Source organism: Streptomyces sp. NPDC059828 (genome assembly GCF_042731955.1).
Classification (GTDB): domain Bacteria; phylum Actinomycetota; class Actinomycetes; order Streptomycetales; family Streptomycetaceae; genus Streptomyces.
This window is the reverse complement of sequence record NZ_JBHWIW010000024.1, coordinates 15,986-42,610: the sequence shown is the minus strand read 5'-3', so window position 1 is coordinate 42,610 and position 26,625 is coordinate 15,986. Positions and strand designations below refer to the sequence as shown.

Sequence of the window (26,625 nt, the reverse complement as noted above, 5' to 3'; positions counted from 1 at the left end):
TCAGCCCCTTCCGTGCCGCAGCGCGGGATGGGCGCCGGCCGCGACCAGATCGGCCACGGCGGACTTGGGGTCACGACCGGTGACCAGGGACTCGCCCACCAGGACCGCGTCCGCGCCTTCATTGGCGTAGGCGATCAGGTCGTGCGGGCCCCGGACACCGGACTCGGCGACCTTGACGATGCTCGCGGGGATCTCGGGCGCGACGCGCTCGAAGGTGCCGCGGTCGACTTCGAGGGTCTTGAGGTTGCGGGCGTTGACACCGATGATCTTGGCCCCTGCGTCCACGGCCCGCTCGGCCTCGTCCTCGTCATGGACCTCGACCAGCGGGGTGAGCCCGATCGACTCGGCACGCTCGATCAGGGAGACCAGAGCCTCCTGGTCGAGCGCGGCAACGATCAGCAGGGCGAGGTCGGCGCCGTACGCACGGGCCTCCCAGAGCTGGTAGGAGGTGACGATGAAGTCCTTGCGCAGCACGGGGATGTCCACCCGTGCCCGCACGGCCTCGAGGTCCGCGAGCGAACCGCCGAAACGGCGCTCTTCGGTGAGGACGGAGATGACGGCCGCACCGCCCGCCTCGTAGTCGGCGGCGAGGGCTGCCGGGTCGGCGATCGCGGCGAGCGCGCCCTTGGAGGGGCTGGAGCGCTTCACCTCGCAGATGACCTTGACACCGTCGCCGCGCAGCGCGGCGACGCCGTCCTTGGCCTGGGGCGCCTTGGCGGCACGCTCCTTGAGCTCGTCGAGGCTGACGCGCGCCTGCCGCTCTGCGAGGTCGGCGCGTACGCCTTCGATGATCTCGTCGAGCACACTCACGCGAGCGGCCCCCTTCCGGGTGGTTGTTGGTGGATCACGATCAGCTATGTCGATGGTATCCGCAGGAGGGCGAAGGCCCCGCATCCGGTTGACGGGCATCCCACTCCGTGGAACATCACTCCGCGGAGTGTCATGGCGCGAGCACCGCCCCGAACGGCAGGTTCCTGACCACCGTGAAGGCCAGCAGGACCCCGCCGACGGCCCACGCCCAGGAGGCGGGCAGCCCCAAGCGGAACGGCCGTCCCCGGATCGCGCGGACGATCCAGACGGTCCAGACCACGGCGAAGATCCCGTAGCCGAGGGTGGCGAGGGCGTTGGCGCCCAGGGCAGCGCCGAGATCGCCGTGGATGAAGGCATGGGCGCTGCGCAGACCGCCGCAGCCGGGGCAGTAGATCCCGGTGAGCCTCAGCAAGGGACAGACCGGGTAATGGCCGGGCTCATGGGGATCGACGGAGCCGACGTACGCGAAGGCCGCGGCGACGACGGCCAGAGCGGCCAGCGGCGTCGCGAGCCGTCGCGCGAGAGGCACCGGCACCATGGGCGGCGGCGCGTCCGTACCGGGCGCGGCGTGCGGCGTCCCCGGTGCGGGGGAATCCCCTGCACCCGGTCCCGGTGCGGCAGAAGCGGCGGTAAAGGCATCCACCTGGTGATTGTCCCCCCGGCATACGGTGAGACGCAGCCCGGGCCCGCCGGACCGCGTCTCACCAGCGGCGTGTCAGGCGGCCGCGGTGGCCTCGGCCGGCGTGGCCTTCGCGGGCTGCGTGCCCTCGGCGGATCCCTGGACCCGGACCGGCTCGAGCTTGGAGCCGAGACCGGCCGCCTTCATCGCTCCGCCCACGACGGCGCCCAGAAGGATCACTCCGAAGCCGGCCCAGAAACCGAGGGGGTTGTTCGCCACCATGAAGACTCCCGCGACGCAGAAGCCGATGAAGCTGATGATGACGCCGGTCCAGGCGGCCGGGGTGTGTCCGTGTCCGCCGCCGTGGCTGCTGCCCGCCATGAAGTGCTCCTCGCTGGTGTTGCTCTGTGGGTGAGGCCGTGAGGTCAGGCCATCGAGTGGTCGGCAGGAGGCCTCTCCCGCGCCAGTGGCGCCGGCAGACCTCCTCGTCCCCCATTGTCCCGTACGCGGACGGCTGTCCGGACGTGGGGGTCGTCACTGATCGCCGGTGGGGTCCTCGCCGCGGTCCAGTGCCTTCCACAGCTCCTCGGGGCGGTCCGGGTCGGCGGCCTGGCGGGGCTTGCGGGGGCTGCCGCCCTCTCGCTCGTAGCGGCCGGACATCGCGGGCCAGGAGCGGCCGAACCGCAGGGCGAGCAGCCCCGCGAGCAGGATCAGCAGTCCGCCACCGGCCGTGACAAAGGGCCAGACGGTGTGGGTGAGGGCCTCGGCGGCGGCGTCGCTGGTGCCGGTGGTACGCCGGGCCTGCTCGTCCAGGGTCCCGCTGCCGCCGGCGCCGAGGAAGGCGGCGACCGCCGCCCCCGCACCGCTGAGTGTCAGCAGCACGGAGACCAGCAGCCTGCCCGCGCGGCGCACGGCGAACACGGCGACCAGCGCGGCCAGGCCCACCACGGCGAGAGCGGCCGGCACACCGGTGACGTCCCGGCCGTCGGCCTTCAGCGGGACACTGCCACCGACGGCGTCGGCCGCGCCCTGTGCCCAGGTCTGCCCCGAGGCGAGCAGCACCACGGCGGCGCCGGCGGCGCCGAGCAGCAGGGCGGCGGCAAGGCTGCGCCTGCTGCTGTTCGCCGCCTGCGCGGCCCGTGCGGTCTCGGTACGGGGCTGGGGTACGGATGCAGCACTCACGCACCCCACTATCCCCTACGCGCTCAGCCGCCGTTCAGCCGGTTCGCGGTATGCACCGCGCGCAGCACCGCGGCGGCCTTGTTCCGGCACTCCGCGTCCTCGGCCGCCGGATCCGAGTCCGCCACGATGCCGGCTCCGGCCTGCACATACGCGGTGCCGTCGCGCAGCAGCGCGGTGCGGATGGCGATGGCGGTGTCGGAGTCGCCCGCGAAGTCGAGATAGCCGACACAGCCGCCGTACAGCCCGCGCCTGGAGGGCTCAAGCTCCTCGATGATCTGCATCGCGCGAGGCTTCGGGGCGCCGGAGAGCGTACCCGCGGGGAAGCACGCGGTCAGTACGTCGAAGGCGGTGCGGCCGTCGGCGACCTTGCCCGTGACGGTGGACACGATGTGCATGACGTGCGAGTACCGCTCGATGGACATGAAGTCGACGACTTCCACCGAGCCCGGCTCGCAGACCCGGCCGAGGTCGTTGCGCCCGAGGTCGACCAGCATCAGGTGCTCGGCGCGCTCCTTCGGGTCGGCGAGCAGCTCGTCCGCGAGGTCATGGTCCTCCTGCGGGGTCGCTCCGCGCGGCCGGGTCCCGGCGATGGGGTGCAGCATCGCCTGCCCGTCCTCGACCTTGACCAGCGCCTCCGGGCTGGAGCCGACGACATCGAAGGGGCCTTCGTCGTGCGGGAAGCGGATCAGGTACATGTACGGGCTCGGGTTGGTGGCCCGCAGCACCCGGTAGACGTCGAGGGCGCTCGCCGTACACGGGGTCTCGAACCGCTGCGAGGGCACGACCTGGAAGGCCTCCCCCGCGCGGATGCGCTCCTTGACGTCCTCGACGGCCTCCTGGAACTGCTCGCCGCTCCACATGGGTGCGGTGTACGGGGGCAGCTCGGACGGCGGCAGGGCACCCGGCCGGGAGTCGACGGGCCGGGCGAGGTCGGCCTCCATGGCGTCGAGCCGGGCGACGGCGTCGGCGTAGGACTCGTCCACGCCGGTCTCGAGGTCGTTGTGGTTGATCGCGTTGGCGATCAGCAGGACGGAGCCGTCCCAGTGGTCGAGTACGGCGAGGTCCGAGGTGAGCAGCATGGTCAGCTCGGGCAGCCGGAGATCGTCGCGGCCGTGCTCGCCGATCCTCTCCAGGCGGCGGACGATGTCGTAGCCCAGGTAGCCGACCATGCCACCGGTGAACGGCGGCATGCCGTCGCTCAGATCCCGGGGGGTGTGAAGGGTCTCGACGGTGGCACGCAGGGCCTTCAGCGGGTCACCGTGCGTGGGCACGCCGACCGGCGGGTTGCCGACCCAGTGCGCCTGGCCGTCGCGGACGGTGAGGGTCGCGTCCGACCGTACGCCGATGAAGGAGTACCGGGACCAGGACCTTCCGTTCTCGGCGGATTCCAGCAGGAAGGTGCCGGGGCGCTCCGCCGCGAGCTTGCGGTAGAGGCCGACCGGGGTGTCGCCGTCCGCGAGGAGACGACGGCTGACGGGGATGACACGGCGGTCGGCCGCCAGCTTGCGGAAGGTCTCGAGATCCATGGCGTACGACCCTACTGGTGCCACTACCGGTCGCCGAGCGGCAGCTCGTCGGCGTCGAAGCAGGTGCGGTCACCGGTGTGGCAGGCGGCGCCGGTCTGGTCGACCCTGACGAGGACGGTGTCGGCGTCACAGTCGAGCGCGACCGACTTGACCTGCTGGACATGGCCCGAGGTGTCGCCCTTGACCCAGTACTCCCGGCGGCTGCGCGACCAGTAGGTGGCACGTCCGGTGGTCAGGGTGCGGTGCAGGGCCTCGTCGTCCATCCACCCGAGCATCAGCACCTCGCCGGTGTCGTACTGCTGCGCGATGGCCGGCAGCAGGCCGTCCGCACTGCGCTTGAGGCGGGCGGCGATGGCGGGGGCGAGTGCGCTGGGCGTCCTGGGCGTGCCTGTCGTGCCTGTCATGGGAGCCATTGTGCCGCGCCGCGGGCCACGCCCCGCCGTGCGTCCACTGGGCGGACGCGCAGACGCGGACGTAGGCTGACCAGCATGTCGACCCATGCCAAGCGTGAACGGCTGCTGCTCGCGGATCTGTTGGAGGCGGCGGGCCCCGGCGCCCCGACCCTGTGCGAGGGATGGACCGCCCGTGAGCTGGCGGCGCATGTGGTGGTGCGCGAGCGCCGCCCCGAGGCCGCCGGGATCGTGCTGAGCCCGCTGAAGGGCAGGCTGGAGCGGGTGCAGGCGGAGTACGCCGCGAAGCCGTACGACGAGCTGATCCGGCTGATCCGTACCGGCCCGCCGAGGATGTCACCCTTCTCGCTCAAGCCCGTCGACGAGGCCTCGAACACCGTGGAGTTCTACGTCCACGCCGAGGACGTACGCCGGGCCCAGCCCGACTGGACCCCGCGCGAGCTGGACCCGGTCTTCGCCGACGTGCTCTGGTCGCGGCTGGAGAAGGCGGCCCGGCTGCTGGGGCGCAAGGCGCCCGTGGGGCTGGTCCTGCGCCGCCCGAACGGCCAGACGGCCGTCGCCCACAGGGGCGCCCCTGTGGTGACGGTGACCGGGGAGCCGGGCGAGCTGACCCTCTACGCGTTCGGGCGGCAGGAGGCGGCGCATGTGGAGGTCGACGGGGACAAGGAAGCGATCGACCGCATGAGCCGCACCCAGCTGGGGATGGCCTGATCCGGGCGGGGGCCTGCCCCGCCGACACACGGGCCCACCGGCGACCAGGCTCGTCCTGGGGCTCTCCCGGGCAGATCGTCGCCGGTAGTGACGAGGCGGGGCACTCCCCACGGACCGAGAACGGTCTCGCCGGGAGTTGCCGTCGCGCCTCCCACTCCGCAGCCTGGGACCAAGGCTTCGGGGCTACTCGTCCGGGCCCTGCCCGGGCCTGAGAACAGCCCTCAGGGAGGGCCGGGGGCCGGATGACCGGGTGCGAGGGCCTTCGCGATCCGGTTCATCAGCGTCTGCGCCGTGTTCTCGGGCGGGGCCTTCGCGCCGTGGGTGGTCGCGACGGCGATGGCCAGCCCTTCGGCGGGGAGGTAGGCCTGGACGGCTGCGTAGCCGGAGAACGACGGGTTCGTCAGGATCCAGCCGTTCAGCACCAGCACACCGAGCCCGAAGTGCTTGGCCTCGGTGTTCTTCTGGCACACCGAGGCGGGGCAGTTCTTCGTGCCGCCGCCGAGTCCGACCGTGCCGGGGTCGAGCTGGGTGCGGAACGCCGCGGGCGACAGCAGCTCGCCCGTTCCGACCGCCTCCGCCGAGCGGGCCAGGTCGCAGATGTGGGTGGTGATCACGGCGCCCGGTGCGGTGGTCCAGGAGGGATTCCAGAAGGTGGACTCCTCGTAGGGGCCCCGCTCCTCGGTGAACGCGTGCAGCACCGGCGGCTGGATCTCCGGGGTGAAGCTGTTGCGGGTGTCGGCAAGGCCCAGCGGGCTCATGACGCGCTGCCGCAGCAGCTCGTCGAGCGGCATGCCGCTGATCTTCTCCAGGGCGGCGCCGAGCAGCACGAAGTTGGCGTGCGAGTAGCTCCAGTCGGTGCCCGGCTCGTACCAGAGCGGATGGGCTTCCGGGTAGGCCAGCAGCTGTTGGGGAGTCCAGTGGCGGAACGGGGCCGCCTCGAGCGCGGCGACGAACTTCGGATCGGTGACGTAGTCATGGAGTCCGGAGGTGGAATCACCGAGCATGCGCAGGGTGATGTCGTCGCCGTGCGGGGCCTCCGGCAGCCAGCGGGACACGGGGTCGTCGAGCCGGGCCTTCTTCTCGTCCACCAGTTGCAGCAGCGTGATGCCCATGTAGACGATGGCGACCGAGCCGGCGCGGAAGTGCATCCCGGGCGTGGCCGGCACACCGGTCATCGACTGGCCGAGCCCCCTGGTGACGATCTCCTTGCCGTCCTTGGTGACGCGCAGCACGACGGCGTTGACGTCCAGCTCCCTCATGGTCCGCTCGGCGATCCCGATGACCTCGCGGGCCTGCCCGGACGCGGGGTCCGGGGAATCGGTACAGATACGCCCCTTCCCCGCGGGGGAAGGGGCGTCCACGGGGGCGGCACCGGCAACGGCGCCGTGGAGACTCGCGGCGAGAAGGGTCGCGACGCAGAGGGCAGTGGTCGACCGTATGCGTCCCATACCTGTCATTATCGGCGCAACTCAGCCCATTGAATCCCATACATCTCGACACGGACAGGGTCCGGCGCCGTGGGCTCACCTGACCGGGTGGCCCGCCTCCCGCAGGGTGTCCTTAACCTGAGAGATCCGCAGGTCGCCGAAGTGGAACACCGACGCCGCCAGCACCGCGTCCGCGCCCGCCGCGACGGCGGGCGGGAAGTCCGCCAGCCGGCCCGCGCCGCCCGAGGCGATGACCGGGACGGTGACGTGCTCCCGTACGGCCGCGATCATCTGGGTGTCGTAGCCGTCCTTGGTGCCGTCGGCGTCCATCGAGTTGAGCAGGATCTCGCCGGCGCCCAGCTCGGCGGCCCGGTGGGCCCACTCGACGGCGTCGATGCCGGTGCCGCGGCGACCGCCGTGGGTGGTGACCTCGAACGAGCCCGTAGGGGTGCGGCGGGCGTCCACGGACAGGACGAGCACCTGGCGGCCGAAGCGCTCGGCGATCTCGCGGATCAGCTCCGGGCGGGCGATGGCCGCCGTGTTGACGCCGACCTTGTCGGCACCGGCGCGCAGCAGCTTGTCGACATCGTCGGCGGAGCGGACACCGCCGCCCACCGTGAGCGGGATGAAGACCTGCTCGGCGGTACGGCGCACCACGTCGTAGGTGGTCTCGCGGTCACCGGAGGATGCCGTGATGTCCAGGAAGGTCAGCTCGTCGGCGCCTTCGGCGTCGTACAGCTTGGCCATCTCGACCGGGTCGCCCGCGTCCCGGAGGTTCTGGAAGTTGACGCCCTTGACCACCCGGCCGTTGTCCACGTCCAGGCAGGGGATGACTCGCACGGCCAGGGTCATGACGGCTCGCCTCCCTCGCCTCGGAACGCCTCGACCTCGACCTCCACGACCAGCCTGGGGTCCACGAAGCCGGAGACGATGATCATCGACGCCGCCGGACGGACCTCGCCGAACAGCGTCTTGTGGGCGCGGCCCACTTCCTCGACGTCCCGGGCGTGGGTGAGGTACATCCGGGTGCGCACCACGTCCCCGGCCCCGAGGCCGAGTTCCTTCAGCGCGTCGAGGGCGACGTTGAAGGACGTGACCGCCTGGTCGTACGGGCCGCCGTCCACGACGGCGCCGTCCACCACCGAGGTGCAGCCGGACACCAGGACCAGGCCGTTCGGCAGTTCGACCGCGCGGGAGTAGCCGAAGGACTGCTCCCAGGGGGCGCCGCCGCCGATCCGGCGGACGGAGTCGCTCATCGTGACACCGCCGCGAGCGCCTCTTCGAGGGTGAACGCCTCGGCGTAGAGCGCCTTGCCGACGATCGCGCCCTCCACACCCAGTGGGACCAGCCCGGCGAGCGCCCTCAGGTCGTCCAGCGAGGAGACCCCGCCCGAGGCGACGACGGGCTTGTCGGTGGCGGCGCACACGCTGCGCAGCAGTTCCAGATTGGGGCCCTGGAGGGTGCCGTCCTTGGCGATGTCGGTGACGACGTAGCGCGCGCAGCCTTCGGAGTCGAGGCGAGCCAGGGTCTCGTACAGGTCGCCGCCGTCGCGGGTCCAGCCGCGGCCGCGCAGGGTGGTGCCGCGTACGTCGAGACCGACCGCGATCTTGTCGCCGTACTCGGCGATGACCTTGGCGACCCACTCGGGGGTCTCCAGCGCGGCGGTGCCGAGGTTGACCCGGGTGCAGCCGGTGGCGAGGGCGGCGGCGAGTGTGGCGTCGTCGCGGATACCGCCGGACAGCTCCACCTTGAGGTCCATGGCCCCGGCCACCTCGGCGATCAGCGCGCGGTTGTCGCCGGTGCCGAAGGCCGCGTCCAGGTCGACGAGGTGCAGCCACTCGGCGCCTGCCCGCTGCCAGGTGAGCGCGGCCTCCAGCGGGGAACCGTAGGACGTCTCCGTACCGGACTCCCCGTGGACGAGACGGACGGCCTGGCCGTCGCGGACGTCGACGGCGGGGAGGAGTTCAAGCTTCTGAGCCATGATCAGAGGGTCTCGATCCAGTTGGTGAGCAGCTGGGCTCCGGCGTCGCCGGACTTCTCGGGGTGGAACTGGGTGGCCCACAGCGCGCCGTTCTCGACGGCAGCCACGAAAGGCTCGCCATGGGTCGCCCAGGTGATCTTGGGAGCGCGGATGGCCGGGTTGGTGATCTCCAGGCTCCACTCGTGCACGGCGTAGGAGTGCACGAAGTAGAAGCGGGCGTCGGCGTCGAGCCCGGCGAACAGCTGGCTGTCCCCGGGCGCCTTGACGGTGTTCCAGCCCATGTGGGGGACGACGGGCGCCTTCAGGGGTGCGACGACGCCGGGCCACTCGTCCAGGCCCTCGGTCTCCACTCCGTGCTCGATGCCGCGCTCGAAGAGGATCTGCATACCGACGCAGATGCCCATGACCGGGCGGCCACCGGACAGCCTGCGGTCGATGATCCAGTGGCCGCGGGCCTGCTGGAGCCCCGCCATGCAGGCGGCGAAGGCCCCGACGCCGGGGACGAGCAGCCCGTCGGCGTTCATGGCCGTGTCGAAGTCGCGGGTGATCTCCACATCGGCACCGACCCGGGCGAGTGCGCGCTCGGCGGAGCGGACGTTGCCGAAGCCGTAGTCGAAGACCACGACCTTCTTGCGCCCGCCGGCTCCGCTCATGACCACACGTCCAGTCGCATGACACCGGCCGCCAGGCAGAGAGCGGCGCCGATGGAGAGCAGCACGATCAGGCCCTTCGGCATCTGCTGCTTGGCGAACGAGATGATCCCGCCGACCAGGAAGAGACCGACGACGATCAGCAGGGTGGACAGTCCGTTCACGGTTACAGCGCGCCCTTCGTGGAAGGCAGGATCCCGGCGGCGCGCGGGTCGCGCTCCGACGCATAGCGAAGCGCCCTGGCCAGCGCCTTGAACTGGCACTCCACGATGTGGTGGGCATTGCGGCCGTACGGCACGTGGACGTGCAGCGCGATCTGGGCCTGGGCGACGAACGACTCCAGTATGTGGCGGGTCATCGTCGTGTCGTACGCCCCGATCATGGGCGCCATGTTCTCCGGCTCGGTGTGCACGAGGTAGGGACGGCCGGAGAGGTCCACGGTGACCTGGGCGAGTGACTCGTCCAGCGGCACCGTGCAGTTGCCGAAGCGGTAGATGCCGACCTTGTCTCCGAGGGCCTGCTTGAACGCGGCGCCGAGGGCCAGCGCGGTGTCCTCGATGGTGTGGTGCGAGTCGATGTGCAGGTCGCCGTCGGTCTTCACGGTGAGGTCGAACAGACCGTGCCGGCCGAGCTGGTCGAGCATGTGGTCGTAGAAGCCGACCCCGGTCGACACATCGACCCGTCCGGTGCCGTCGAGGTTGATCTCGACGAGGACGGATGTCTCCTTGGTGGTGCGCTCTACGCGCCCTACGCGGCTCATGCGCTCTGCTCCTTCTTCAACTCACGGACCGCGTCGAGGAACGCGTCGTTCTCTTCGGGAGTGCCCGCGGTGACCCGCAGCCAGCCCGGCACTCCGTTGTCCCGGACCAGGACACCCCGGTCGAGGATCCGCCGCCACACCGTGTGGGAGTCCTCGAAGCGACCGAACTGGACGAAGTTGGCGTCGGACTCGGTGACCTCGTAGCCGGCCGCGCGCAGCTCGGCGACCAGCCGGTCCCGCTCGCACTTGAGCTGCTCGACGTACTTCAGCAGCGTATCGGTGTGCTCCAGGGCGGCCAGCGCGGTGGCCTGGGTGACGGCGGAGAGGTGGTACGGCAGCCGTACCAGCTGGACCGCGTCGACCACCGCGCGGTGCGCGGCGAGATAGCCGAGCCGTAGACCGGCCGCCCCGAAGGCCTTGGACATGGTCCTCGAGACGACCAGATTCGGCCTGCCGTCGATCAATGGCAGCAGTGAGGGACGGTGGCTGAATTCCACGTATGCCTCGTCCACGACCACCAGTGACGGTTTGGCCCGCTGGGCGGCCTCGTAGAGCGCGAGGACCGTGTCCGCCTCGACGGCTGTGCCGGTCGGATTGTTGGGCGAGGTGATGAACACGACGTCCGGCCGGTTCTCGGCGATGGTCCGCGAGGCGGCGGCCATGTCGATGGTGAAGTCGTCGTTGCGGGGCCCGGAGATCCAGCCGGTGCCGGTGCCGCGGGCGATCAGACCGTGCATCGAGTACGAGGGCTCGAAACCGATCGCGGTACGGCCGGGGCCGCCGAAGGTCTGGAGCAGCTGCTGGATGACCTCGTTGGAGCCGTTGGCCGCCCAGACGTTCTCCATGGCGACCGGGTGCTTCCCGGTGCGCGTGAGGTACCCGGCCAGTTCGGTGCGCAGCTCGACCGCGTCACGGTCGGGGTAGCGGTTGAGGCCGCGGGCGGCCTCCCGAACGCGTTCGGCGATCCGCTCGACCAGCGGCTCGGGGAGCGGATACGGGTTCTCGTTGGTGTTGAGCTGTACGGGGACGTCGAGCTGGGGCGCGCCGTAGGGGGACTTGCCGCGCAGTTCGTCCCTGATGGGCAGGTCGTCGATGCCGATGGTGTCGGTGTCGGTCGTGCTCACTTGCTCGGTGCACCTTCCTCCCCCACCGCGCTCCGCACCTGGGGGATGCCCCCGTCGAATCGCGCCTTGAGGGCCGCGCCGTGCGCGGGCAGGTCCTCCGCCTCCGCCAGGGTCACCACATGGTGGGTGACCTCGGCCAGCGCCTCCCGTGTGTAGTCCACGATGTGAATACCGCGCAGGAAGGACTGGACCGAGAGCCCGGACGAGTGGCAGGCGCAGCCGCCGGTGGGCAGCACGTGGTTGGAGCCGGCGCAGTAGTCGCCGAGTGAGACCGGCGCCCAGGGGCCGACGAAGATCGCGCCCGCGTTGCGGACCCGGTCCGCCACGGCCGTGGCGTCGGCGGTCTGGATCTCCAGGTGCTCGGCGCCGTACGCGTCGACCACGCGAAGACCCTCGTCGACGCCGTCCACGAGGACGATCGCCGACTGCCTCCCGGACAGCGCCGGGACGATCCGGTCGTCGACGTGCTTGGTCGCGGCGATCTGCGGTTCCAGCTCGCGTTCGACCGCGTCCGCGAGCTCGGGCGAGTCGGTGACCAGCACGGCGGCGGCCAGCGGGTCGTGCTCCGCCTGGCTGATCAGGTCGGCGGCGACGTGCGCCGGGTCGGCGGTGGCGTCGGCGAGGATCGCGATCTCGGTGGGTCCGGCCTCGGTGTCGATGCCGATCCGCCCGGTGAAGTAGCGCTTGGCCGCGGCGACCCAGATGTTGCCGGGGCCGGTCACCATGTTCGCCGGCGGGCACTCGTCCGTTCCGTACGCGAACATCGCGACGGCCTGGGCGCCGCCCGCCGCGTACACCTCGTCCACGCCGAGCAGTGCGCAGGCGGCGAGGATCGTCGGGTGCGGCAGTCCGCCGAACTCCTTCTGCGGCGGCGAGGCGAGCGCGATGGACTCGACACCGGCCTCCTGGGCCGGTACGGCGTTCATGATCACGGACGACGGGTAGACGGAGCGGCCGCCCGGTGCGTACAGGCCCACCCGCTCCACCGGGACCCATTTCTCGGTCACCGAGCCGCCGGGGACCACCTGGGTGGTGTGCGGGGCCCGGCGCTGCTCGCGGTGGACGATCCTGGCCCGCCGGATCGACTCCTCCAGTGCCGCCCTGACCTCGGGGTCGAGCTGCTCCAGTGCCTGTGCGAGGGCCTCGGCGGGCACGCGCACCCGGTCGAGCCGCACGCCGTCGAACTTCTCCGCGTACTCGATCAGCGCCGCGGTGCCGCGATGATGCACGTCCTCGCAGATGGGCCGCACCTTCTCGAGGGCGGCTTCCACGTCGAAATCGGCACGCGGCAGCAGCTGGCGCAGAGCGGCGCCCTCGGGAAGGGCGTCGCCACGCAGATCGATTCGAGAGATCACGGGTCAATTCTCGCAGACGCGCTCCAAGGGACGGTCGGCTGTATCACCGTCTGGGACGGACGGGATCACTCTTCCGGAACGGACGGCCGCATTTCCGGAACGAACGGGTCGCGCTTTGGCGAGACACTTTCCCGCCAATCCTCCCGTCCATCCGGCACCGGCCCATCGGCCCGGAGCGAGCGCTTCTCGCCATACCGGGTGTCACAGCAGTCGTTCATGACCACTAGCGTTCAGTCCGTTACTCAGCGGGAAGAACGGCTGTACGAAACCGGGGAGCAACCGGGAAAGCGAGGGGGCGGCCTTGACCGAGCCGCAGGGCGTGGGTATGCCCGACGATCTCACCGGAGCCGAACTGGCTCTGTGGACCTCGTTCGAAGACGGAGGCACCTGCGATCTGCGGGATGCGAATCCGCTGCTGAACGATCCCTTCTCGGGCCCCGTCTGGGGCCCTGAACGCCGCGTGCGCGCCGATGTGATCGCCCGGCTGCTGCTCAGCGGCCCGCCCGCGCTTCCCGGGCGGGTCTGTGCGCTCAAGCTGCGCGGGGCGTTCATCACGGGGAGGCTGAAGCTCGCGGGCGGGACGATAGGACCGTATGTCGAGCTGACCGGCTGCCGTTTCGAGCAGGAGCTGGAATTCCCGGAAGCACACTTCACCACGCTGCGGATGGCCGGCTGCGCCATACCCAGGCTTGAGGCAGCCAGGCTGCACACCCAGGGCGATCTCCATCTGCCGCGCTGCCGCGTCGCACGCGGGATACGGCTCACGGACGCGCAGATCGGCACGGATCTGCTGATCAACCAGATCCAGGTGTGGCCGGACCAGCGGGGACGCGCGATCGCGGCGGACGGGCTCTTCGTGGGGCAGGACCTGCAAGCCGAACTGATGGAGACCTATGGCGAGGTCAGTCTGCGGGGCGCGAAGGTCGGCGTGTCGCTGAGCCTGCGCGGCAGCCGGCTGCGCGCGGCCGAAGGGCGGCGGGCGCTGAACGCCCCCCAGCTGACGGTGGAGCGCACCCTCTACATGAGCAGGGCCTGGGTGACCACGGCCGGCGACCAGAGCGCCACTCCCCCGTTCGGCGTGGCGGCCGGCCCCGGGAACGGCGCGGACGACGGGACCGCCGGAAACACAGCCGTGGGCGGGCGGGCGCCCGGCTCGCGCGAGCAGCGCCTGGAGTGCCACGGCGGGGTTCGCCTCGACGACGGCCGATTCGGTGACGGCGTCGACTTCTACAAGGCCCGCTTCGTGCTCTCGGACGCACGGCGCGAGGAGCTGTCCCTGCGCAGGATCGCCACCCCCGAGCTGCGATTCAACGGGGAACGCCCGGAGGAGGGGCGTGTGGTGCTGAACGGCGCCAAGATCGTCACGCTGATCGACCTGTCGACGAGCTGGCCGGGTCCTGGCGGTCTGGCGATGGGCGGCTTCGTGTACGAGAACCTCGTCCCGTACAGCCGCTTCCCGCTCGCCCGAAGACTGGAGTGGGTGGCCGCGGCGACCCCGGAGTACGCGCCCGAGCCCTATGAGCGGCTGGCGACGGTGCTGCGCAACAGCGGCGAGGACGCCGACGCCCGCGAGGTGCTGCTCGCCAAGCAGCGGCGGCGGCGCGAGACGCTGCCGTTCGCCGCCAAGCTCTGGGGCTACATCCAGGACTGGACGGTGGCGTACGGCTACCGCCCGGGCCGTGCGGCGCTGTGGATGGCCGTGCTGTGGGCGGCGGGGGCTCTCGCCTTCTCGCACCACGACCCGGCGCCGATCAAACCGGACGAGCACCCCGAGTGGAACCCCTCGCTCTTTGCCCTCGACCTGCTGCTTCCGGTGATCAACCTCGGCCAGGACGGCTACTGGCGGCTCGACAGCCGCTGGCAGTGGCTCGCGGCGGTGCTCGTGCTCCTCGGCTGGGTCCTGGCGACGACGGTGGCGGCGGGGGCCACGAGGTTGCTGCGGCGAAGCTGACGCAACGGTCGGGATCGACGAAACTGCCGCGGCTGACCGGGGTGACGGCGATGGACGGCAAGAGCTGGAGTGCCGGCTCCTTCACGCGGGCCCGTTCCTCAACCCCCGCACCAGGCACCGGAATACCGCAGTCCTTTGCGTTCTCTTGACCATCATCAGGACAACCTTTCCAGTCCTACCAAAACTTCACAGATGCCCCCTGGCGCGGCCCTCACCTGCGGCTTTCAATGGTCCGCACCATGTCTCTGTTCCGCGCCCTGATCAGCACCGCCCGCATGGTCCGGCACACCCCCCGCCTAGGCGACGGGCTGCCCCCGGACGAGTCGGTGCTGCTCGACGCCCCCGACGGACAGCTCGGGCCCGCGCTCATCGCCGCCGCACTCGGGGATCACCAGCCCGCGGCCACCCTGCTCGCGGCAACGCGCGACGCGGCCGAGTGGGAGAACCGCGACCGTTATGTGATCCGGCTCGCGGCCTTCGCCTACAACCGGGTCGACTGGCTGACCCACTGGCTCGCCGACACCCCGCACGACCCGGACGCTCTGCTGGTGAAGGCCGAACTCGCCGTACGCAGGGCCTGGGAGTCGCCCGCCCGGGCCGAACAGCTGCGCGAGGTCGGACCGCTGATCGGCGCCGCGGCGGAAGCCGCTCCGCGCGATCCGGTGCCCTGGCGGCTCGCCCTCGACCACGCGCGGGGCACCCACGCCACCCACACCGCGTTCGAGGTGCTGTGGGAGCAGGCGATACGCCGCTCCTCGCACCACTACGGCTGTCATGTCGCCGCGCTCCAGTACCTCTCGGCGGTCTGGTACGGCTCGCACCGCGAGTGCTTCGACTTCGCCGAACGCGCGGCGGAGGACGCCCTGCCCGGCTCGCTCGTCCAAGCACTGCCGGTACGAGCCGCCTTCACCCAGCTCCAGACCGAGGCCGTGGCCAACTCCGTCCAGGCCGAGCGCATCGACACGGCGGCGGACCGGGCGGTCGCGCTCTCCGCCGCCTACGGGGCCGGTGACCCCTGGCCCGCGGAGGTCCGCAACCTGCTGGCGTACGTGCTGATCGCGCGGGGACGCTGGGTCGAGGCGCTGGAGCAGTTCCGGCTGATCGGCCCGTATGCCACGTCGTTCCCCTGGTCGCGGCTGACGGACGATCCACTGGGGACGTTCCTCGAGACCCGTGACGGCGTGCGCGTCGAGGTCGCCTCCACGATGCCGCTGCGGCAGCCGTCCACGCAGCGGTTCCGTCCGATCCGCAGACAGCCAGGACGGAGCCCGTCCGGTGGCCATTACGCTTGACCGCTGTGACCACCGCTCGCCTGCCCCTCTTCCCGCTCAACGCCGTGCTCTTCCCGGGCCTCGTGCTGCCGTTGAACGTCTTCGAGGAGCGCTATCGCGCCATGATGCGCGAGTTGCTGAAGACCGATGAGTCCGAGCCCCGCAGGTTCGCCGTGGTCGCCATCCGCGACGGCCGCGAGGTGGCGCCGAGTGCGCCGGGGATGCCGGACCAGACCGCGCTGCCCGAGAAGGGACCGGCCGCGGGCTTCGGCTCCGACCCGATCCACGCCTTCCACCCGGTGGGCTGCATCGCGGACGCCGCGACGATCCGGGAGCGCCCGGACGGCGGCTTCGAGGTGCTGGCCACGGGCACGACCCGGGTCAGGCTGCTGTCCGTCGACACCGACGGACCGTTTCTGACCGCCGAGGTGGAGGAGCTCGCCGAGGAGACGGGAGACGGGGCGGGCGCCCTGGCCGAAGGGGTGTTGCGGGCCTTCCGCGCGTACCAGAAGCGGCTGGCGGGCGCACGGGAGCGCTCGCTGTCCTCGGCCGCCGACCTGCCGGACGAGCCGTCGGTGGTGTCGTATCTGGTGGCCGCGGCTGCCGTGCTGGACACCCCGTCGAAGCAGCGCCTGCTCCAGGCCCCGGACACGGCGACCCGGCTGCGCGAGGAGCTTGAGCTGCTGCGCTACGAGACCGCGGTGATCCGGCATCTTCCCTCGGTACCGGCGACCGAGCTGACACGCGTGCCGACCTGCCCCAACTGACGCCTGCAAAGGACGAGACCATTGGCCAAGAAGCCGAAGAAGCAGCAGGGCGGCACCCCTGCGACGGTCGCCCTGACGGCCGCCGGTACGGCTTTCACCGTGCACGCGTACGAGCACGACCCCGCATCACCGTCGTACGGGGACGAGGCGGCCCAGGCACTGGGTGTCTCCCCCGAACGGGTCTTCAAGACCCTCGTCGCCGACGTGGACGGCGAACTGACGATCGCGGTGGTCCCGGTCGCTGGCCAGCTCGATCTGAAGGCCCTCGCCACGGCCGTCGGCGGTAAGCGCGCCACGATGGCCGACCCCGCAGCGGCGGAGCGCACCACGGGCTATGTCAGGGGCGGCATCTCCCCGCTCGGCCAGCGCAAGCGGCTGCGTACCGTCCTCGACGCCTCGGCCTCCGGCCACCCCACCATCTGTATCTCGGCCGGCCGCCGCGGTCTGGAGGTCGAGCTTGACCCCTCCGACCTGGCGACCCTGACGGACGCGGTGCTCGCCCCCATCGGACGGCTGTGAGACCCCGCAGTTCGGTGGCGTGACACGGCTCCGGAGCCGCACGCCGCCGACGCGGGCGTCAGCCCTGGCCGCCGTCCTGCGTCAGCGGGGGCCACTGCGGCTCCGGTTCCGGGTCACGGGGGCCGAAGAGGGCCGTCAGGGCGAGGTGGACCAGCATGGCCGCGAAGGGCCAGGCCAGCAGGGCCGCGGGGGATTGCAGCTCCAGGGGGGCGTCGAAGGTGATGCCCTCGCCGACCGCGCGGGCATGGGCGACCACGTCGTGCTCCGGGCCCAGCCAGTAGCCGGTGAACCAGGCGAGGCCGGAGGCGAGGAGCCCGCCCAGGGCGAGTGACAGGACGATCGCGACACCGCCGCGGCGGTAGAACCAGACGACCAGTGCCGCGCTGAGCGCTCCGAAGCCGAGGGCCAGCAGGGCGAAGACGGCGTCGGCGCCCGCTGCCTGTTCGCCTTCCGTGTCGACGACGAAGACCGCCTTGTCCGTGGCCACCAGGCCGACGTGGGGGGCCAGCCAGAGCCACAGCAGGCCGAGCCCGATCCCGGACAGCACCACGGCCGGCAGGATGATCAAGGCGGCTCGCAGCTCGCTCCACATGGCCTTTCCCTCCCCGTACCCGTGCGAGACGGGCTGGGCGTGCCAGGTCGTGTCCTGCGGCGGTGGCTGATGCGGCGGAGTCAGGGGTGCGGTCACCAGGACATGGTGCCAAACGTCCCCGCGCCTCGCCTCACCGGCCGCCGGTCCGTCAGCGGACGGCTGCCTTGCGGTACGCCCATGTCGCGACGCCCAGGGACACCACGCCGACCCCGGCGCAGACGGCGAGGTCCAGAACCACCGTCGGCCAGTGCGGATGCGTGTCGAAGGTGCGTGCCAGGGCCTCGACCCCGTAGGTCGAGGGCAGCAGGTCCCGTGCGTACGCGATGGGCCCCGGCAGCCGTCCGGGCGGCAGCACTCCCAGCAGCAGGGCCGCGGACATGCCGAGCTGGCCCAGCAGGGTGGCGAGCTCCTGGCGGGGTGCGAGCAGTCCGAGGGCCGCGCCGAGGCCGGCGAGTGCGGCGCCCGCGAGGGGGATCACCGCGGCCAGCACCCACAGATGGGTGAGCGGCAACCCGAACAGCACCGAGCCGATGACGGCTGTCACGATCGTGCCGGGCACCGTGAACGAGGCGTACGCCCCGGCCGCGCCCAGCACCACCGCGGCGGGTGGCACGGGCAGTGTGGCGTAGTGGTCGAGCCCCCCGCCCGCCCTGAGCTGGCCGAAGTACTGGGCGAGCAGATTGAGCGCGACGAAGGCGACGACCAGGACGGAGGACCCGGCGACCACGGACCGTGCCTCGTCGCCGCCGTCCACGACGCCCCGCATCAGCACCATGATCCCCACGGACTGGAAGGTGGCCACGAACAGCAGCGGGATCCGTGCGACCCGGGCGCGGGAGAGCTGGGCCCGGTACACGGCGGCGAGCGCGGGCAGCAGCCGGGCGCGCGGCGCGAGTGGTGCGGCGGCGGGGGCGGTGTGGGTCGCGGTCTGAGCGCCGCCCCGCACGTTCGCGGACACGGCCTCCGCGGGCACGATGCTCACCTGGCGCTGCTCCTGTTCGGTTCGTGCGGGGCTGGACCAGGGCCTACTGTGCCATGCGCTGGCCGGTGCGCCTGGTTCATGCCTTCACCAGGCCCTGCGTCGTATGACCGCCGAGCGCCAGATACACGTCCTCGAGGCTCGGCGTGGTCAGGGTGAAGTCGTCCAGGGCCGCGAACGCCTCACCGCCGGTCACCGCGGCCACGGCCGCTCTCGCCTCGTCCGGGGCGAGGCGCAGCACCCAGCGGCGGCCCGACTCCTGGGCGGACGCGCGCAGCGCGGCGACTTCCGGCACCTCCAGGGGCGGCTGCTCGCGCCACACCAGATCCAGCCGTACCTCTCCGGCCACGCGCTCCTTGAGCCCGGCCGGGGTGTCGCAGGCGATGACCTTGCCGCGGTCGAGCACGGCGACGCGGTCGAGCACGGTCTCGGCCTCGATGACGTTGTGGGTGACCAGGAGCACCGTCGTACCGTGCTCGGCTCGGCGCCGGTCGACGGCGGCCCAGACCGCGCGCCTCGCGACGGGGTCCATTCCGGTGGTGGGCTCGTCCAGGACGAGCACGGGCCGCTCCCCCACGAGCGCGGCCGCGAAGCAGGCCAGCCGCCGCTGGCCGCCGGACAGCTTCTTCAGGGGGCGTCCTGCGAGCGCGGTCAGGCCTAGTTCGCCGAGTACGGCGTCGCGCTCGGCCCTCGCCCGGCGTACGCCGAGTCCCCTCAGCCGTCCCGTGGTCTCCGCGGCCAGCGCCACCGTCAGCTCGTCCAGCGCCGTGGACTCCTGGCCGAGATAGCCGATGAGCCGGGAGGCCCGCTCGGGATGGCGCACCAGATCGTGGCCCAGTACGTCGACCGTGCCGGAGTCCGGGCGCATCAGACCGGTGAGCTGACGCACCAGGGTGGACTTGCCCGCGCCGTTGGGTCCGAGCAGCCCGAAGATCTCCCCGGCCCGAGCGGCCAGCGACACTCCGTCGTTGGCACGCACTTCGGGGGTGGCGGGGGTCCCACGCCGGGCGCGGGCGGCCGGGTACGTCTTCACCAGGTCCCGCACCACACACACCGTACTCACGAAGAACGAGCCTAAGGGGTCGCCGGGACTATTCCCGCGCCGGGGCGCCTTCCGCCGCGGCCCGTACGTCGATCTCGCGCCAGAATCCCGCCCGGATCGCATAGCGGTCGTGCTCGTCGATCTGGTCGTCCTTGTGGGCGAGCAGCCCGAAACGGGCCGCGTAACGCAGCAGTTCGCCGTCGATGCGGTGCGGGATCCGGGGGTACATGCTGGACAGCTTCTGCACATGGGCCGGATCGGGGAGCCGCTCCATCCAGCGACGCGCGAACACCTGTCCGACCTCGTAGGGGTCGCCGCCCACCGTGGTGATGTCCTCCTCCCGGTCCGCCCAGCGCTGCTCGGCGCTGGTGAGCTGGGCGAGGGTGGGCAGGGAGGCGCTCTCCGGGGGCTCACCGAGCGTGCCGCCGCCCCCTCGTTCGATCCAGCCCTTGTCGGAGGACCAGCGCAGGGTGGCACCGGCCTGCGCGGTCCTGTCCCCGGGCGGTACGGCTCCGGGTGCCCCGGGGCCCCGCATGCCCGCGAGGTCCTTGGGGGTGGGGACCCCCTTTACCCCGGTGCCCGCGGCCCCGGCCGGGGCTCCGGTGTCCGCCGCTGGGGCGGACGTGCCGTTCCGTACGACCTCGGCGACCCGTGCGCGGGCGTCGTCCACCGCACCGCCCGCCGCGGCCAGCGCGGCCTCCGGCAGCGGTGCGGAGAGGATCGCGGCGATCTCGGGTCGCGGGGCGGGCGGCGGGGCGCAGACCCCGCCCAGGTCCTTGGCCCTGACGGCCTGGGTGATCCAGGTCCGGTCGAGTACGCGGCGCTCGTCTGCCTCGGCGACCAGGTCCTCCGACTGGTTGTAGTCGCCGTCGGCGGCCTGTACGGCCCAGAGGTGGACGGCGACTCCGTGCTCCTTCGCGGACATCAGCCCGGGCAGCAGATCGCCGTCCCCGGTGACCAGCACGATGTCGGAGCAGGCGCGGTTCCTGGCCAGCTCGGTGAGTTCGGCGTGCATGGCGGCGTCCACGCCCTTCTGGGCCCAGCGACCGTCGCTCCGGGTCAGTGCGCCCAGCCGGACGGTGACCCGGGGCATGACCCGCAGCCGCCTGTGCTCCGGTTGGGGGACGCGGTCGGGTGCGCCGTCGAACCAGTAGATCCGCAGCAGCGGACGCTCGGTGTCGGCCTCGGCACGCTCACGCAGGCCGTGGATGAGGGCTGCGTGGTCGACAGTGATGCGTGATCGGGCCGGTTCTCCGGCGAGGAGGCTCGCGGCGGCGCCCAGCAGGTAACCGGCGTCCACAAGGACGACGCAGCGGTCCACGTGTTCCACCCTCTTTCGGGAACCTCGGGATCGGAAGGTGCTCGGGTGTGCTTCGAGTCTGCCCCAACGCCGGAGGGTTGACGTCCGGAACTGGATCATCGGCGTGGCGAATTGGTGAAGCCGCACCGTAACAGCGGCCGATCACTCAGGGCAATGATCCGAAATGCGGCGTCCGAACCGGTGTGTGAGGCTGAGGGCGGCCCAGCTTCTGGATCCCCTTATTGGAGGCACACCATGGCCAAGAACAAGAACCGAGAACGCAAGCAGCAGTCCGCGTCGTCCGCCGAGCGGGGCTCGCAGCAGGCCCGCTCCTCGTCGATGGAGGCACAGGCCGAGCACCGGGCGGCACAGGTCACCCCCACGGATGTGGCACACAAGGGCCGCCAGAAGCGCTTCGGCCACAACTGACGCCATCAGGCGCACTGACGCCTGAGAGACGCGTGGACGTCCGAGGGGCGCACCCGATGAGAACGGGTGCGCCCCTGAACGGTTTCCGGGCCGTCAGCCCGCCAGACAGGACGGGCCCAGCAGCACCTTCAGATCGCCGAAGAGCGCGGGGTCCGGCTGCACCCGGTGCCGGTCGAGCCGGAGCACCGTGGTCTTACGGGCGCCCAGGAGCTTGATCCGCACCTCGGTGTTGCCCTTGTGGTGGCCGAGGATCTCCCCGAGTCGGCTGATCATGGGCGGGGTGACCTTGACCGTGGGGATGGTGATCACCACGGGCGCGTTGGTACCCGCGGACGAGAGGTCGGGGACCATCAGTTCCATCGCGACCAGCCGGGGGACGTCCTCGCGCTTGTCGAGCCGCCCCTTCACAAAGACGACCGTGTCCTCGACCAACTGGGTGGACACCAGCTGGTAGGTGGCGGGGAAGAACATGCACTCGATGGATCCGGCGAGGTCCTCCACCGTGGCGATCGCCCAGGCGTTGCCCTGCTTGGTCATCTTGCGCTGGAGGCCCGAGATGATGCCGCCGATGGTGACGACCGCGCCGTCCGCGTGCTCACCACCGGTGAGCTGGGAGATGCCGGCGTCGGTCTTGTCGGACAGGACGTGCTCGAGGCCGAAGAGGGGATGGTCGGAGACGTAGAGGCCGAGCATCTCGCGTTCCTGCGCGAGCAGATAGGACTTCTCCCACTCGACATCGGAGAACTCGACGTCCAGACCGAAGCCCGGCTCGGTGCTGTCCGCTTCGCCCATGCCGCCGAAGAGGTCGAACTGTCCCTCGGCCTCCTTGCGCTTGACCGCCACCACGTTGTCGATCATGGGTTCGTGCTGGGCGACCAGGCCCTTGCGGGTGTGGCCCATCTCGTCGAAGGCGCCGGCCTTGATCAGCGACTCGATGGTCCGCTTGTTGCAGACGACCGCCTCGACCTTGTCCAGGAAGTCCGGGAAGGAGGAGTACTTCCCCTTGGACTTGCGGCACCGGATGATCGACTCGACCACGTTCTGCCCGACGTTGCGCACGGCGGTCAGGCCGAAGAGGATCACGTCGTCGCCCTGGGCCGCGAAGTTCGACAGCGACTCGTTGACATTGGGCGGGAGGACCTTGATCCCCATGCGGCGGCACTCGTTCAGATAGACGGCGGACTTGTCCTTGTCGTCCTTGACCGAGGTGAGCAGCGCCGCCATGTACTCGGCGGGATGGTTGGCCTTGAGGTACGCCGTCCAGTACGAGACGAGGCCGTACGCGGCGGAGTGGGCCTTGTTGAAGGCGTATCCGGCGAAGGGGACGAGCACATCCCACAGGGCCTGGATGGCCTGGTCGCTGAATTCCTTCTTCCGCGCGCCCTCCTGGAAGAGGACGAAGTTCTTCGCCAGCTCCTCGGGCTTCTTCTTGCCCATCACGCGGCGGAGGATGTCGGCCTCGCCGAGCGAGTACCCCGCGATGATCTGGGCGGCCTTCTGCACCTGCTCCTGGTAGACGATCAGGCCGTGGGTGACGTCCAGGACCTCCCTGAGCGGCTCCTCCAGCTCGGGGTGGATCGGGGTGATCTCCTGCTGGCCGTTCTTGCGCAGTGCGTAGTTCGTGTGCGAGTTCATGCCCATCGGGCCCGGCCGGTACAGGGCGGACACGGCGGAGATGTCTTCGAAGTTGTCGGGCTTCATCAGCCGCAGCAGCGAACGCATCGGCCCGCCGTCGAACTGGAAGACACCGAGGGTGTCACCGCGCTGGAGCAGCTCGAAGGTCGTGGGGTCGTCGAGCGGCAGGCTCAGCAGATCGATGTCGATCCCCTTGTTGGCCTTCACCATCTTGACGGCGTCGTCCATGATCGTGAGGTTGCGCAGGCCCAGGAAGTCCATCTTCAGCAGGCCGAGCGACTCGCAGCTCGGGTAGTCCCACTGGGTGATGGTGACGCCGTCCGTGTGCCTCACCCAGACGGGGACGTGGTCGGTGATCGTCTCGCTGGACATGATCACGCCGGCGGCGTGCACACCCATCTGCCGGACCAGTCCCTCGACGCCCCGGGCGGTGTCGATGACCTTCTTCACGTCCGGCTCGTTCTCGTACATGCCCCGGATCTCGCCGGCCTCGCTGTAGCGGGGGTGCGAGGGGTCGAGGATGCCGGAGAGCGGGATGCCCTTGCCGAGGACGTCGGCGGGCATGGCCTTGGTGAGGCGGTCGCCCATCGCGTACGGATAGCCGAGGACGCGTGCGGAGTCCTTGATCGCGTTCTTGGCCTTGATGGTGCCGTAGGTGCCGATCATGGCGACCTTGTCGGCGCCGTATTTCTCGGTCACGTACCTGATCACCTCGACGCGCCTGCGCTCGTCGAAGTCGATGTCGACATCGGGCATCGAGATGCGCTCGGGGTTGAGGAACCGCTCGAAGATCAGGCCGTGCGGGATCGGGTCGAGGTCCGTGATGCCCAGCGCGTACGCCACGATCGAGCCCGCCGCGGAGCCGCGGCCGGGGCCGACCGCGATGCCCTGGTTCTTGGCCCACATGATGAAGTCGGCGACGACGAGGAAGTACCCCGGGAAGCCCATCGAGATGATGGTGTCCATCTCGTACTCGACCTGCTTGATGCGGTCCTCGGGGATGCCGTCGGGGAAGCGGCGCTCCATGCCGCGCAGGGTCTCCTCACGGAACCAGGAGACCTCGGTGTAGCCCTCGGGGATGTCGAACTTCGGCATCAGGTCGCGCTTCTGGAACATCCCGGAGGTGTCGATCTGCTCGGCGACCAGCAGGGTGTTCCGGCAGCCCTCCTGCCAGGCGTCGGACGAGTCGATCGCGTACATCTCGTCGGTCGACTTCAGGTAGTAGCCGGTGCCGTCGAACCGGAACCGGTCGGGGTCCGAGAGGTTCTTGCCGGTCTGGATGCAGAGCAGGGCGTCATGCGCGCCGGCCTCGTGCGCGTAGGTGTAGTGCGAGTCGTTGGTGACGAGCGGCGGGATGCCGAGCTTCCTGCCGATCTCCAGCAGCCCGTCGCGGACCCGGCGCTCGATCTCGATGCCGTGGTCCATGAGCTCCAGGAAGTACCGGTCCTTGCCGAAGATGTCCTGGTACTCGGAGGCCGCCTTCAGGGCCTCGTCGAACTGGCCGAGGCGCAGCCGGGTCTGGAGCTCGCCCGAGGGACAGCCGGTGGAGGCGATCAGGCCCTCGGACCACTGGGCGATGGTCTCCTTGTCCATCCGCGGCCACTTCTGCAGCCAGCCCTCCGCGTACGCGTCCGAGGACAGCCGGAAGAGGTTGTGCAGACCGGTCGCGTTGGCCGCCCAGATGGTCTTGTGGGTGTAACCACCCGAGCCGGAGACGTCGTCCCGCTTCTGGTGCGGCTGGCCCCACTGGATCTTGCGCTTGTTGCGCCGGGACTCCGGGGCGACGTAGGCCTCGATGCCGATGATCGGGGTGATCCCGGCCTTCTGGGCGGAGTGGAAGAAGTCGTACGCGCCGTGCAGATTGCCGTGATCGCTCATGGCGATATGCGTCATGCCCATCTCATTGCAGGCATTGAACATGTCCTTGAGCCGCGCCGCACCGTCCAGCAGGGAGTACTGGGTGTGGACGTGAAGGTGCGTGAAGGGCGGCTTGGTCACGGCGGAAGGCCTCCGGTGGACGGTAGGAGACGGGCGGCGGGCGGTCTGCGTCCGCCTGCCGTCTGTCTGAAGCTGTCTGAGCGGACAGCGAGGAAGTCTACGGCTCCGCACTGACAATCGCGGGGCACTCAGGACTACCGTCGTGCGTTGAGCGGGACGGAACCCCCTGTCCCTTTCGTTCAGGTTTCCCATCCGCTCTTCGTTCTGATTCTCATGCACCAGGAGGCACCCAGCGATGTCGGTCCACCAGTCCATGGCCGGCGAGCGCGGCGAGGAGATCCTCGCCGTCTTCGGCACCGCCTTCGGCGAGCTTCTGGCCGCCGACCCGGCCGCGTTCCGGGTGAAGTTCCGCAAGATGGCCGGCTCGGCCTTCGCCTTCTACCGGGGCACGGCGTGCCTCTTCTACGCCGACCTGGAGCGGGAGCAGAACAGCGGCCCGTACCTGGACGAGCGCACCAGCCGGGTGTGGATCCACGGTGACCTCCACGCCGAGAACTTCGGCACGTACATGGACGCGAACGGCCGGCTGATCTTCAACGTCAACGACTTCGACGAGGCCTATGTCGGCCCCTTCACCTGGGACGTCAAGCGGCTCTCCGCCTCGCTGGCGCTGATCGGCTACACCAAGGCCCTCAGTGACGAGCAGATCTCCGAGCTGGTGCGGACCTACGCGGCGGCCTACCGCGAGCGCATCCACGCGCTCGCCTCGGGCGCCAAGAACGACGAGGTGCCACCGTTCACCCTGGACACCGCCGAGGGCCCGCTGCTCGACGCGCTGCGCAGCGCCCGTGCGCTGACCCGTTTCGGGCTGCTGGACTCGATGACCGAGATCCGGGAGTACGAGCGGCGCTTCACCGAGGGCGGCGGGTCGATCGAGCTGGACGCGGCGACGCGCTACAAGGTGCTGGCGGCTTTCGACGGCTATCTGGAGACCCTGCCCGAGGAGAGCCTGGCGCGCCCCGACTCGTACCGGGTGAAGGACGTCGTGGGGCGGCGCGGCATCGGTATCGGGTCGGCCGGGCTGCCGTCGTACAACATCCTGCTGGAGGGCAACAGCGACGCCCTCGAGAACGATGTCGTGATCTATATGAAGCAGGCGCAGATCCCGGCGGTGTCCCGGCACATCACCGACGAGCGGGTGCGCGGCTACTTCCAGCACGAGGGACACCGCACGGTGATCTCCCAGCGGGCACTCCAGGACCACGCGGACCCGTGGCTGGGCTGGACGGAGCTCGATGGCGCCGGGCAGTTGGTCGCGGAGGTCTCGCCGTACGCGGTGGACCTCGACTGGTCGGACATCGACGATCCGGCGGAGATCTCGGCGACCGTCGCGGACCTCGGCCGGGCCACGGCCACGATGCACGCGGCGGCGGACGACGAGAGCGGCCACTCGCTGGTGCCGTTCTCCACGGAGCGTGCCATCGACGCGGCGATCGCGGCGGACGAGGACGGCTTCGGGGAGCTGCTGGTGGACTTCGCGCACAGTTACGGCGCGCAGGCCAGGGCCGACCACCAGATCTTCGTGGACCTCTTCCGCAACGGCAGGATTCCGGGGCTTCGGTAACGGCCCCGCCCGTGCCGCAGCAC

At 70.7% G+C, this 26,625-nt stretch carries 27 protein-coding genes; 7 read left to right on the top strand and 20 right to left on the bottom strand.

The window, feature by feature from the left end; genetic code table 11:
• From trpC to hisI, 6 genes are all read right to left on the bottom strand, one after another.
• A complete protein-coding gene (trpC, locus tag ACFV6V_RS16710; protein WP_385565150.1) occupies positions 1-810 on the bottom strand; it encodes an indole-3-glycerol phosphate synthase TrpC in 810 nt (269 codons plus the stop codon).
• A gap of 130 nt (positions 811-940) precedes the next feature.
• On the bottom strand, positions 941-1,348 hold the full coding sequence (locus tag ACFV6V_RS16705; RefSeq protein WP_385565148.1) for a DUF2752 domain-containing protein: 408 nt from the start codon (positions 1,346-1,348) through the stop codon (positions 941-943).
• Positions 1,349-1,525: 177 nt separating this feature from the next.
• The gene (locus ACFV6V_RS16700) at positions 1,526-1,810 is read right to left on the bottom strand and encodes an HGxxPAAW family protein (RefSeq protein ID WP_385565147.1); all 285 of its coding nucleotides are present in this window, start codon (positions 1,808-1,810) and stop codon (positions 1,526-1,528) included.
• A gap of 153 nt (positions 1,811-1,963) precedes the next feature.
• Positions 1,964-2,620, bottom strand: a complete 657-nt coding sequence (locus ACFV6V_RS16695; protein WP_385565145.1) for a TIGR02234 family membrane protein — start codon at positions 2,618-2,620, stop codon at positions 1,964-1,966.
• A gap of 14 nt (positions 2,621-2,634) precedes the next feature.
• Positions 2,635-4,137 (bottom strand): anthranilate synthase component I, encoded by a 1,503-nt coding sequence (locus ACFV6V_RS16690; RefSeq protein ID WP_385565143.1) that lies wholly within the window; start codon positions 4,135-4,137, stop codon positions 2,635-2,637.
• A 23-nt stretch (positions 4,138-4,160) separates the two neighbouring features.
• Positions 4,161-4,541, bottom strand: a complete 381-nt coding sequence (gene hisI, locus ACFV6V_RS16685; protein WP_385565140.1) for a phosphoribosyl-AMP cyclohydrolase — start codon at positions 4,539-4,541, stop codon at positions 4,161-4,163.
• Between the two features lie 84 nt (positions 4,542-4,625).
• Here hisI and ACFV6V_RS16680 point away from each other — a divergent pair, with 84 nt between their 5' ends.
• Positions 4,626-5,258, top strand: coding sequence for a TIGR03085 family metal-binding protein (locus tag ACFV6V_RS16680; protein ID WP_385565138.1), 633 nt, complete (start codon positions 4,626-4,628; stop codon positions 5,256-5,258).
• A gap of 221 nt (positions 5,259-5,479) precedes the next feature.
• On the opposite strand, the gene ACFV6V_RS16675 is transcribed toward ACFV6V_RS16680, so the two are convergent.
• From ACFV6V_RS16675 to hisD, 9 genes are all read right to left on the bottom strand, one after another.
• Positions 5,480-6,706, bottom strand: coding sequence for a serine hydrolase domain-containing protein (locus ACFV6V_RS16675; protein ID WP_385565135.1), 1,227 nt, complete (start codon positions 6,704-6,706; stop codon positions 5,480-5,482).
• Between the two features lie 75 nt (positions 6,707-6,781).
• On the bottom strand, positions 6,782-7,537 hold the full coding sequence (gene hisF / locus ACFV6V_RS16670; protein WP_385565133.1) for an imidazole glycerol phosphate synthase subunit HisF: 756 nt from the start codon (positions 7,535-7,537) through the stop codon (positions 6,782-6,784).
• Positions 7,534-7,941 carry a RidA family protein gene (locus ACFV6V_RS16665; RefSeq protein ID WP_385565131.1) on the bottom strand — a complete coding sequence of 136 codons (408 nt, stop codon included), beginning with the start codon at positions 7,939-7,941 and terminating at the stop codon, positions 7,534-7,536. The genes hisF and ACFV6V_RS16665 overlap by 4 nt, the downstream gene beginning before the upstream one ends.
• A complete protein-coding gene (gene priA / locus ACFV6V_RS16660) occupies positions 7,938-8,666 on the bottom strand; it encodes a bifunctional 1-(5-phosphoribosyl)-5-((5-phosphoribosylamino)methylideneamino)imidazole-4-carboxamide isomerase/phosphoribosylanthranilate isomerase PriA (protein WP_385565128.1) in 729 nt (242 codons plus the stop codon). Before priA ends, ACFV6V_RS16665 begins: the two co-directional genes overlap by 4 nt.
• Positions 8,667-8,668: 2 nt before the next feature.
• Positions 8,669-9,319, bottom strand: coding sequence for an imidazole glycerol phosphate synthase subunit HisH (hisH, locus tag ACFV6V_RS16655; RefSeq protein ID WP_385565125.1), 651 nt, complete (start codon positions 9,317-9,319; stop codon positions 8,669-8,671).
• Positions 9,316-9,480: a hypothetical protein gene (locus ACFV6V_RS16650; RefSeq protein ID WP_361278279.1), complete on the bottom strand. Its 165-nt coding sequence runs from the start codon at positions 9,478-9,480 to the stop codon at positions 9,316-9,318. Before ACFV6V_RS16650 ends, hisH begins: the two co-directional genes overlap by 4 nt.
• 2 nt (positions 9,481-9,482) lie before the next feature.
• A complete protein-coding gene (hisB, locus tag ACFV6V_RS16645; protein ID WP_385565122.1) occupies positions 9,483-10,076 on the bottom strand; it encodes an imidazoleglycerol-phosphate dehydratase HisB in 594 nt (197 codons plus the stop codon).
• The gene (locus tag ACFV6V_RS16640) at positions 10,073-11,200 is read right to left on the bottom strand and encodes a histidinol-phosphate transaminase (protein ID WP_385565119.1); all 1,128 of its coding nucleotides are present in this window, start codon (positions 11,198-11,200) and stop codon (positions 10,073-10,075) included. Before ACFV6V_RS16640 ends, hisB begins: the two co-directional genes overlap by 4 nt.
• The gene (gene hisD, locus ACFV6V_RS16635; protein WP_385565117.1) at positions 11,197-12,555 is read right to left on the bottom strand and encodes a histidinol dehydrogenase; all 1,359 of its coding nucleotides are present in this window, start codon (positions 12,553-12,555) and stop codon (positions 11,197-11,199) included. Before hisD ends, ACFV6V_RS16640 begins: the two co-directional genes overlap by 4 nt.
• 301 nt (positions 12,556-12,856) lie before the next feature.
• On the opposite strand from hisD, the gene ACFV6V_RS16630 reads away from it, so the two are divergent.
• The 4 genes from ACFV6V_RS16630 to ybaK all read left to right on the top strand — a co-directional run bounded on the left by ACFV6V_RS16630 (position 12,857) and on the right by ybaK (position 17,063).
• Positions 12,857-14,506: an oxidoreductase gene (locus tag ACFV6V_RS16630; RefSeq protein WP_385565114.1), complete on the top strand. Its 1,650-nt coding sequence runs from the start codon at positions 12,857-12,859 to the stop codon at positions 14,504-14,506.
• 227 nt (positions 14,507-14,733) lie between these two features.
• Complete coding sequence (locus ACFV6V_RS16625) at positions 14,734-15,798, top strand: hypothetical protein (RefSeq protein WP_385565112.1); 1,065 nt, start codon at positions 14,734-14,736, stop codon at positions 15,796-15,798.
• Between the two features lie 5 nt (positions 15,799-15,803).
• Positions 15,804-16,544 carry an LON peptidase substrate-binding domain-containing protein gene (locus ACFV6V_RS16620; RefSeq protein WP_385565110.1) on the top strand — a complete coding sequence of 247 codons (741 nt, stop codon included), beginning with the start codon at positions 15,804-15,806 and terminating at the stop codon, positions 16,542-16,544.
• A gap of 21 nt (positions 16,545-16,565) precedes the next feature.
• A complete protein-coding gene (gene ybaK / locus ACFV6V_RS16615) occupies positions 16,566-17,063 on the top strand; it encodes a Cys-tRNA(Pro) deacylase (protein ID WP_385565108.1) in 498 nt (165 codons plus the stop codon).
• A 58-nt stretch (positions 17,064-17,121) separates the two neighbouring features.
• Here ybaK and ACFV6V_RS16610 read toward each other — a convergent pair whose 3' ends face one another.
• The 4 genes from ACFV6V_RS16610 to ACFV6V_RS16595 all read right to left on the bottom strand — a co-directional run bounded on the left by ACFV6V_RS16610 (position 17,122) and on the right by ACFV6V_RS16595 (position 21,006).
• Positions 17,122-17,751 carry a hypothetical protein gene (locus ACFV6V_RS16610; protein WP_385565106.1) on the bottom strand — a complete coding sequence of 210 codons (630 nt, stop codon included), beginning with the start codon at positions 17,749-17,751 and terminating at the stop codon, positions 17,122-17,124.
• A gap of 52 nt (positions 17,752-17,803) precedes the next feature.
• Positions 17,804-18,637, bottom strand: coding sequence for an ABC transporter permease (locus ACFV6V_RS16605; protein ID WP_385565104.1), 834 nt, complete (start codon positions 18,635-18,637; stop codon positions 17,804-17,806).
• A 76-nt stretch (positions 18,638-18,713) separates the two neighbouring features.
• Positions 18,714-19,688, bottom strand: coding sequence for an ABC transporter ATP-binding protein (locus tag ACFV6V_RS16600; RefSeq protein WP_385565255.1), 975 nt, complete (start codon positions 19,686-19,688; stop codon positions 18,714-18,716).
• A gap of 37 nt (positions 19,689-19,725) precedes the next feature.
• Entirely contained in the window at positions 19,726-21,006 is a 1,281-nt protein-coding gene (locus tag ACFV6V_RS16595; RefSeq protein WP_385565101.1) for an NYN domain-containing protein, read from the bottom strand.
• A gap of 225 nt (positions 21,007-21,231) precedes the next feature.
• Here ACFV6V_RS16595 and ACFV6V_RS16590 point away from each other — a divergent pair, with 225 nt between their 5' ends.
• Positions 21,232-21,405, top strand: coding sequence for a hypothetical protein (locus ACFV6V_RS16590; protein ID WP_361278299.1), 174 nt, complete (start codon positions 21,232-21,234; stop codon positions 21,403-21,405).
• A 93-nt stretch (positions 21,406-21,498) separates the two neighbouring features.
• Here the strand turns inward: ACFV6V_RS16590 and dnaE are convergent, their stop codons facing one another.
• Positions 21,499-25,038 (bottom strand): DNA polymerase III subunit alpha, encoded by a 3,540-nt coding sequence (gene dnaE, locus ACFV6V_RS16585; RefSeq protein ID WP_385565098.1) that lies wholly within the window; start codon positions 25,036-25,038, stop codon positions 21,499-21,501.
• Positions 25,039-25,273: 235 nt separating this feature from the next.
• Here dnaE and ACFV6V_RS16580 point away from each other — a divergent pair, with 235 nt between their 5' ends.
• Positions 25,274-26,602, top strand: a complete 1,329-nt coding sequence (locus tag ACFV6V_RS16580; protein ID WP_385565095.1) for a DUF2252 domain-containing protein — start codon at positions 25,274-25,276, stop codon at positions 26,600-26,602.
• Positions 26,603-26,625: the final 23 nt, after the last annotated feature.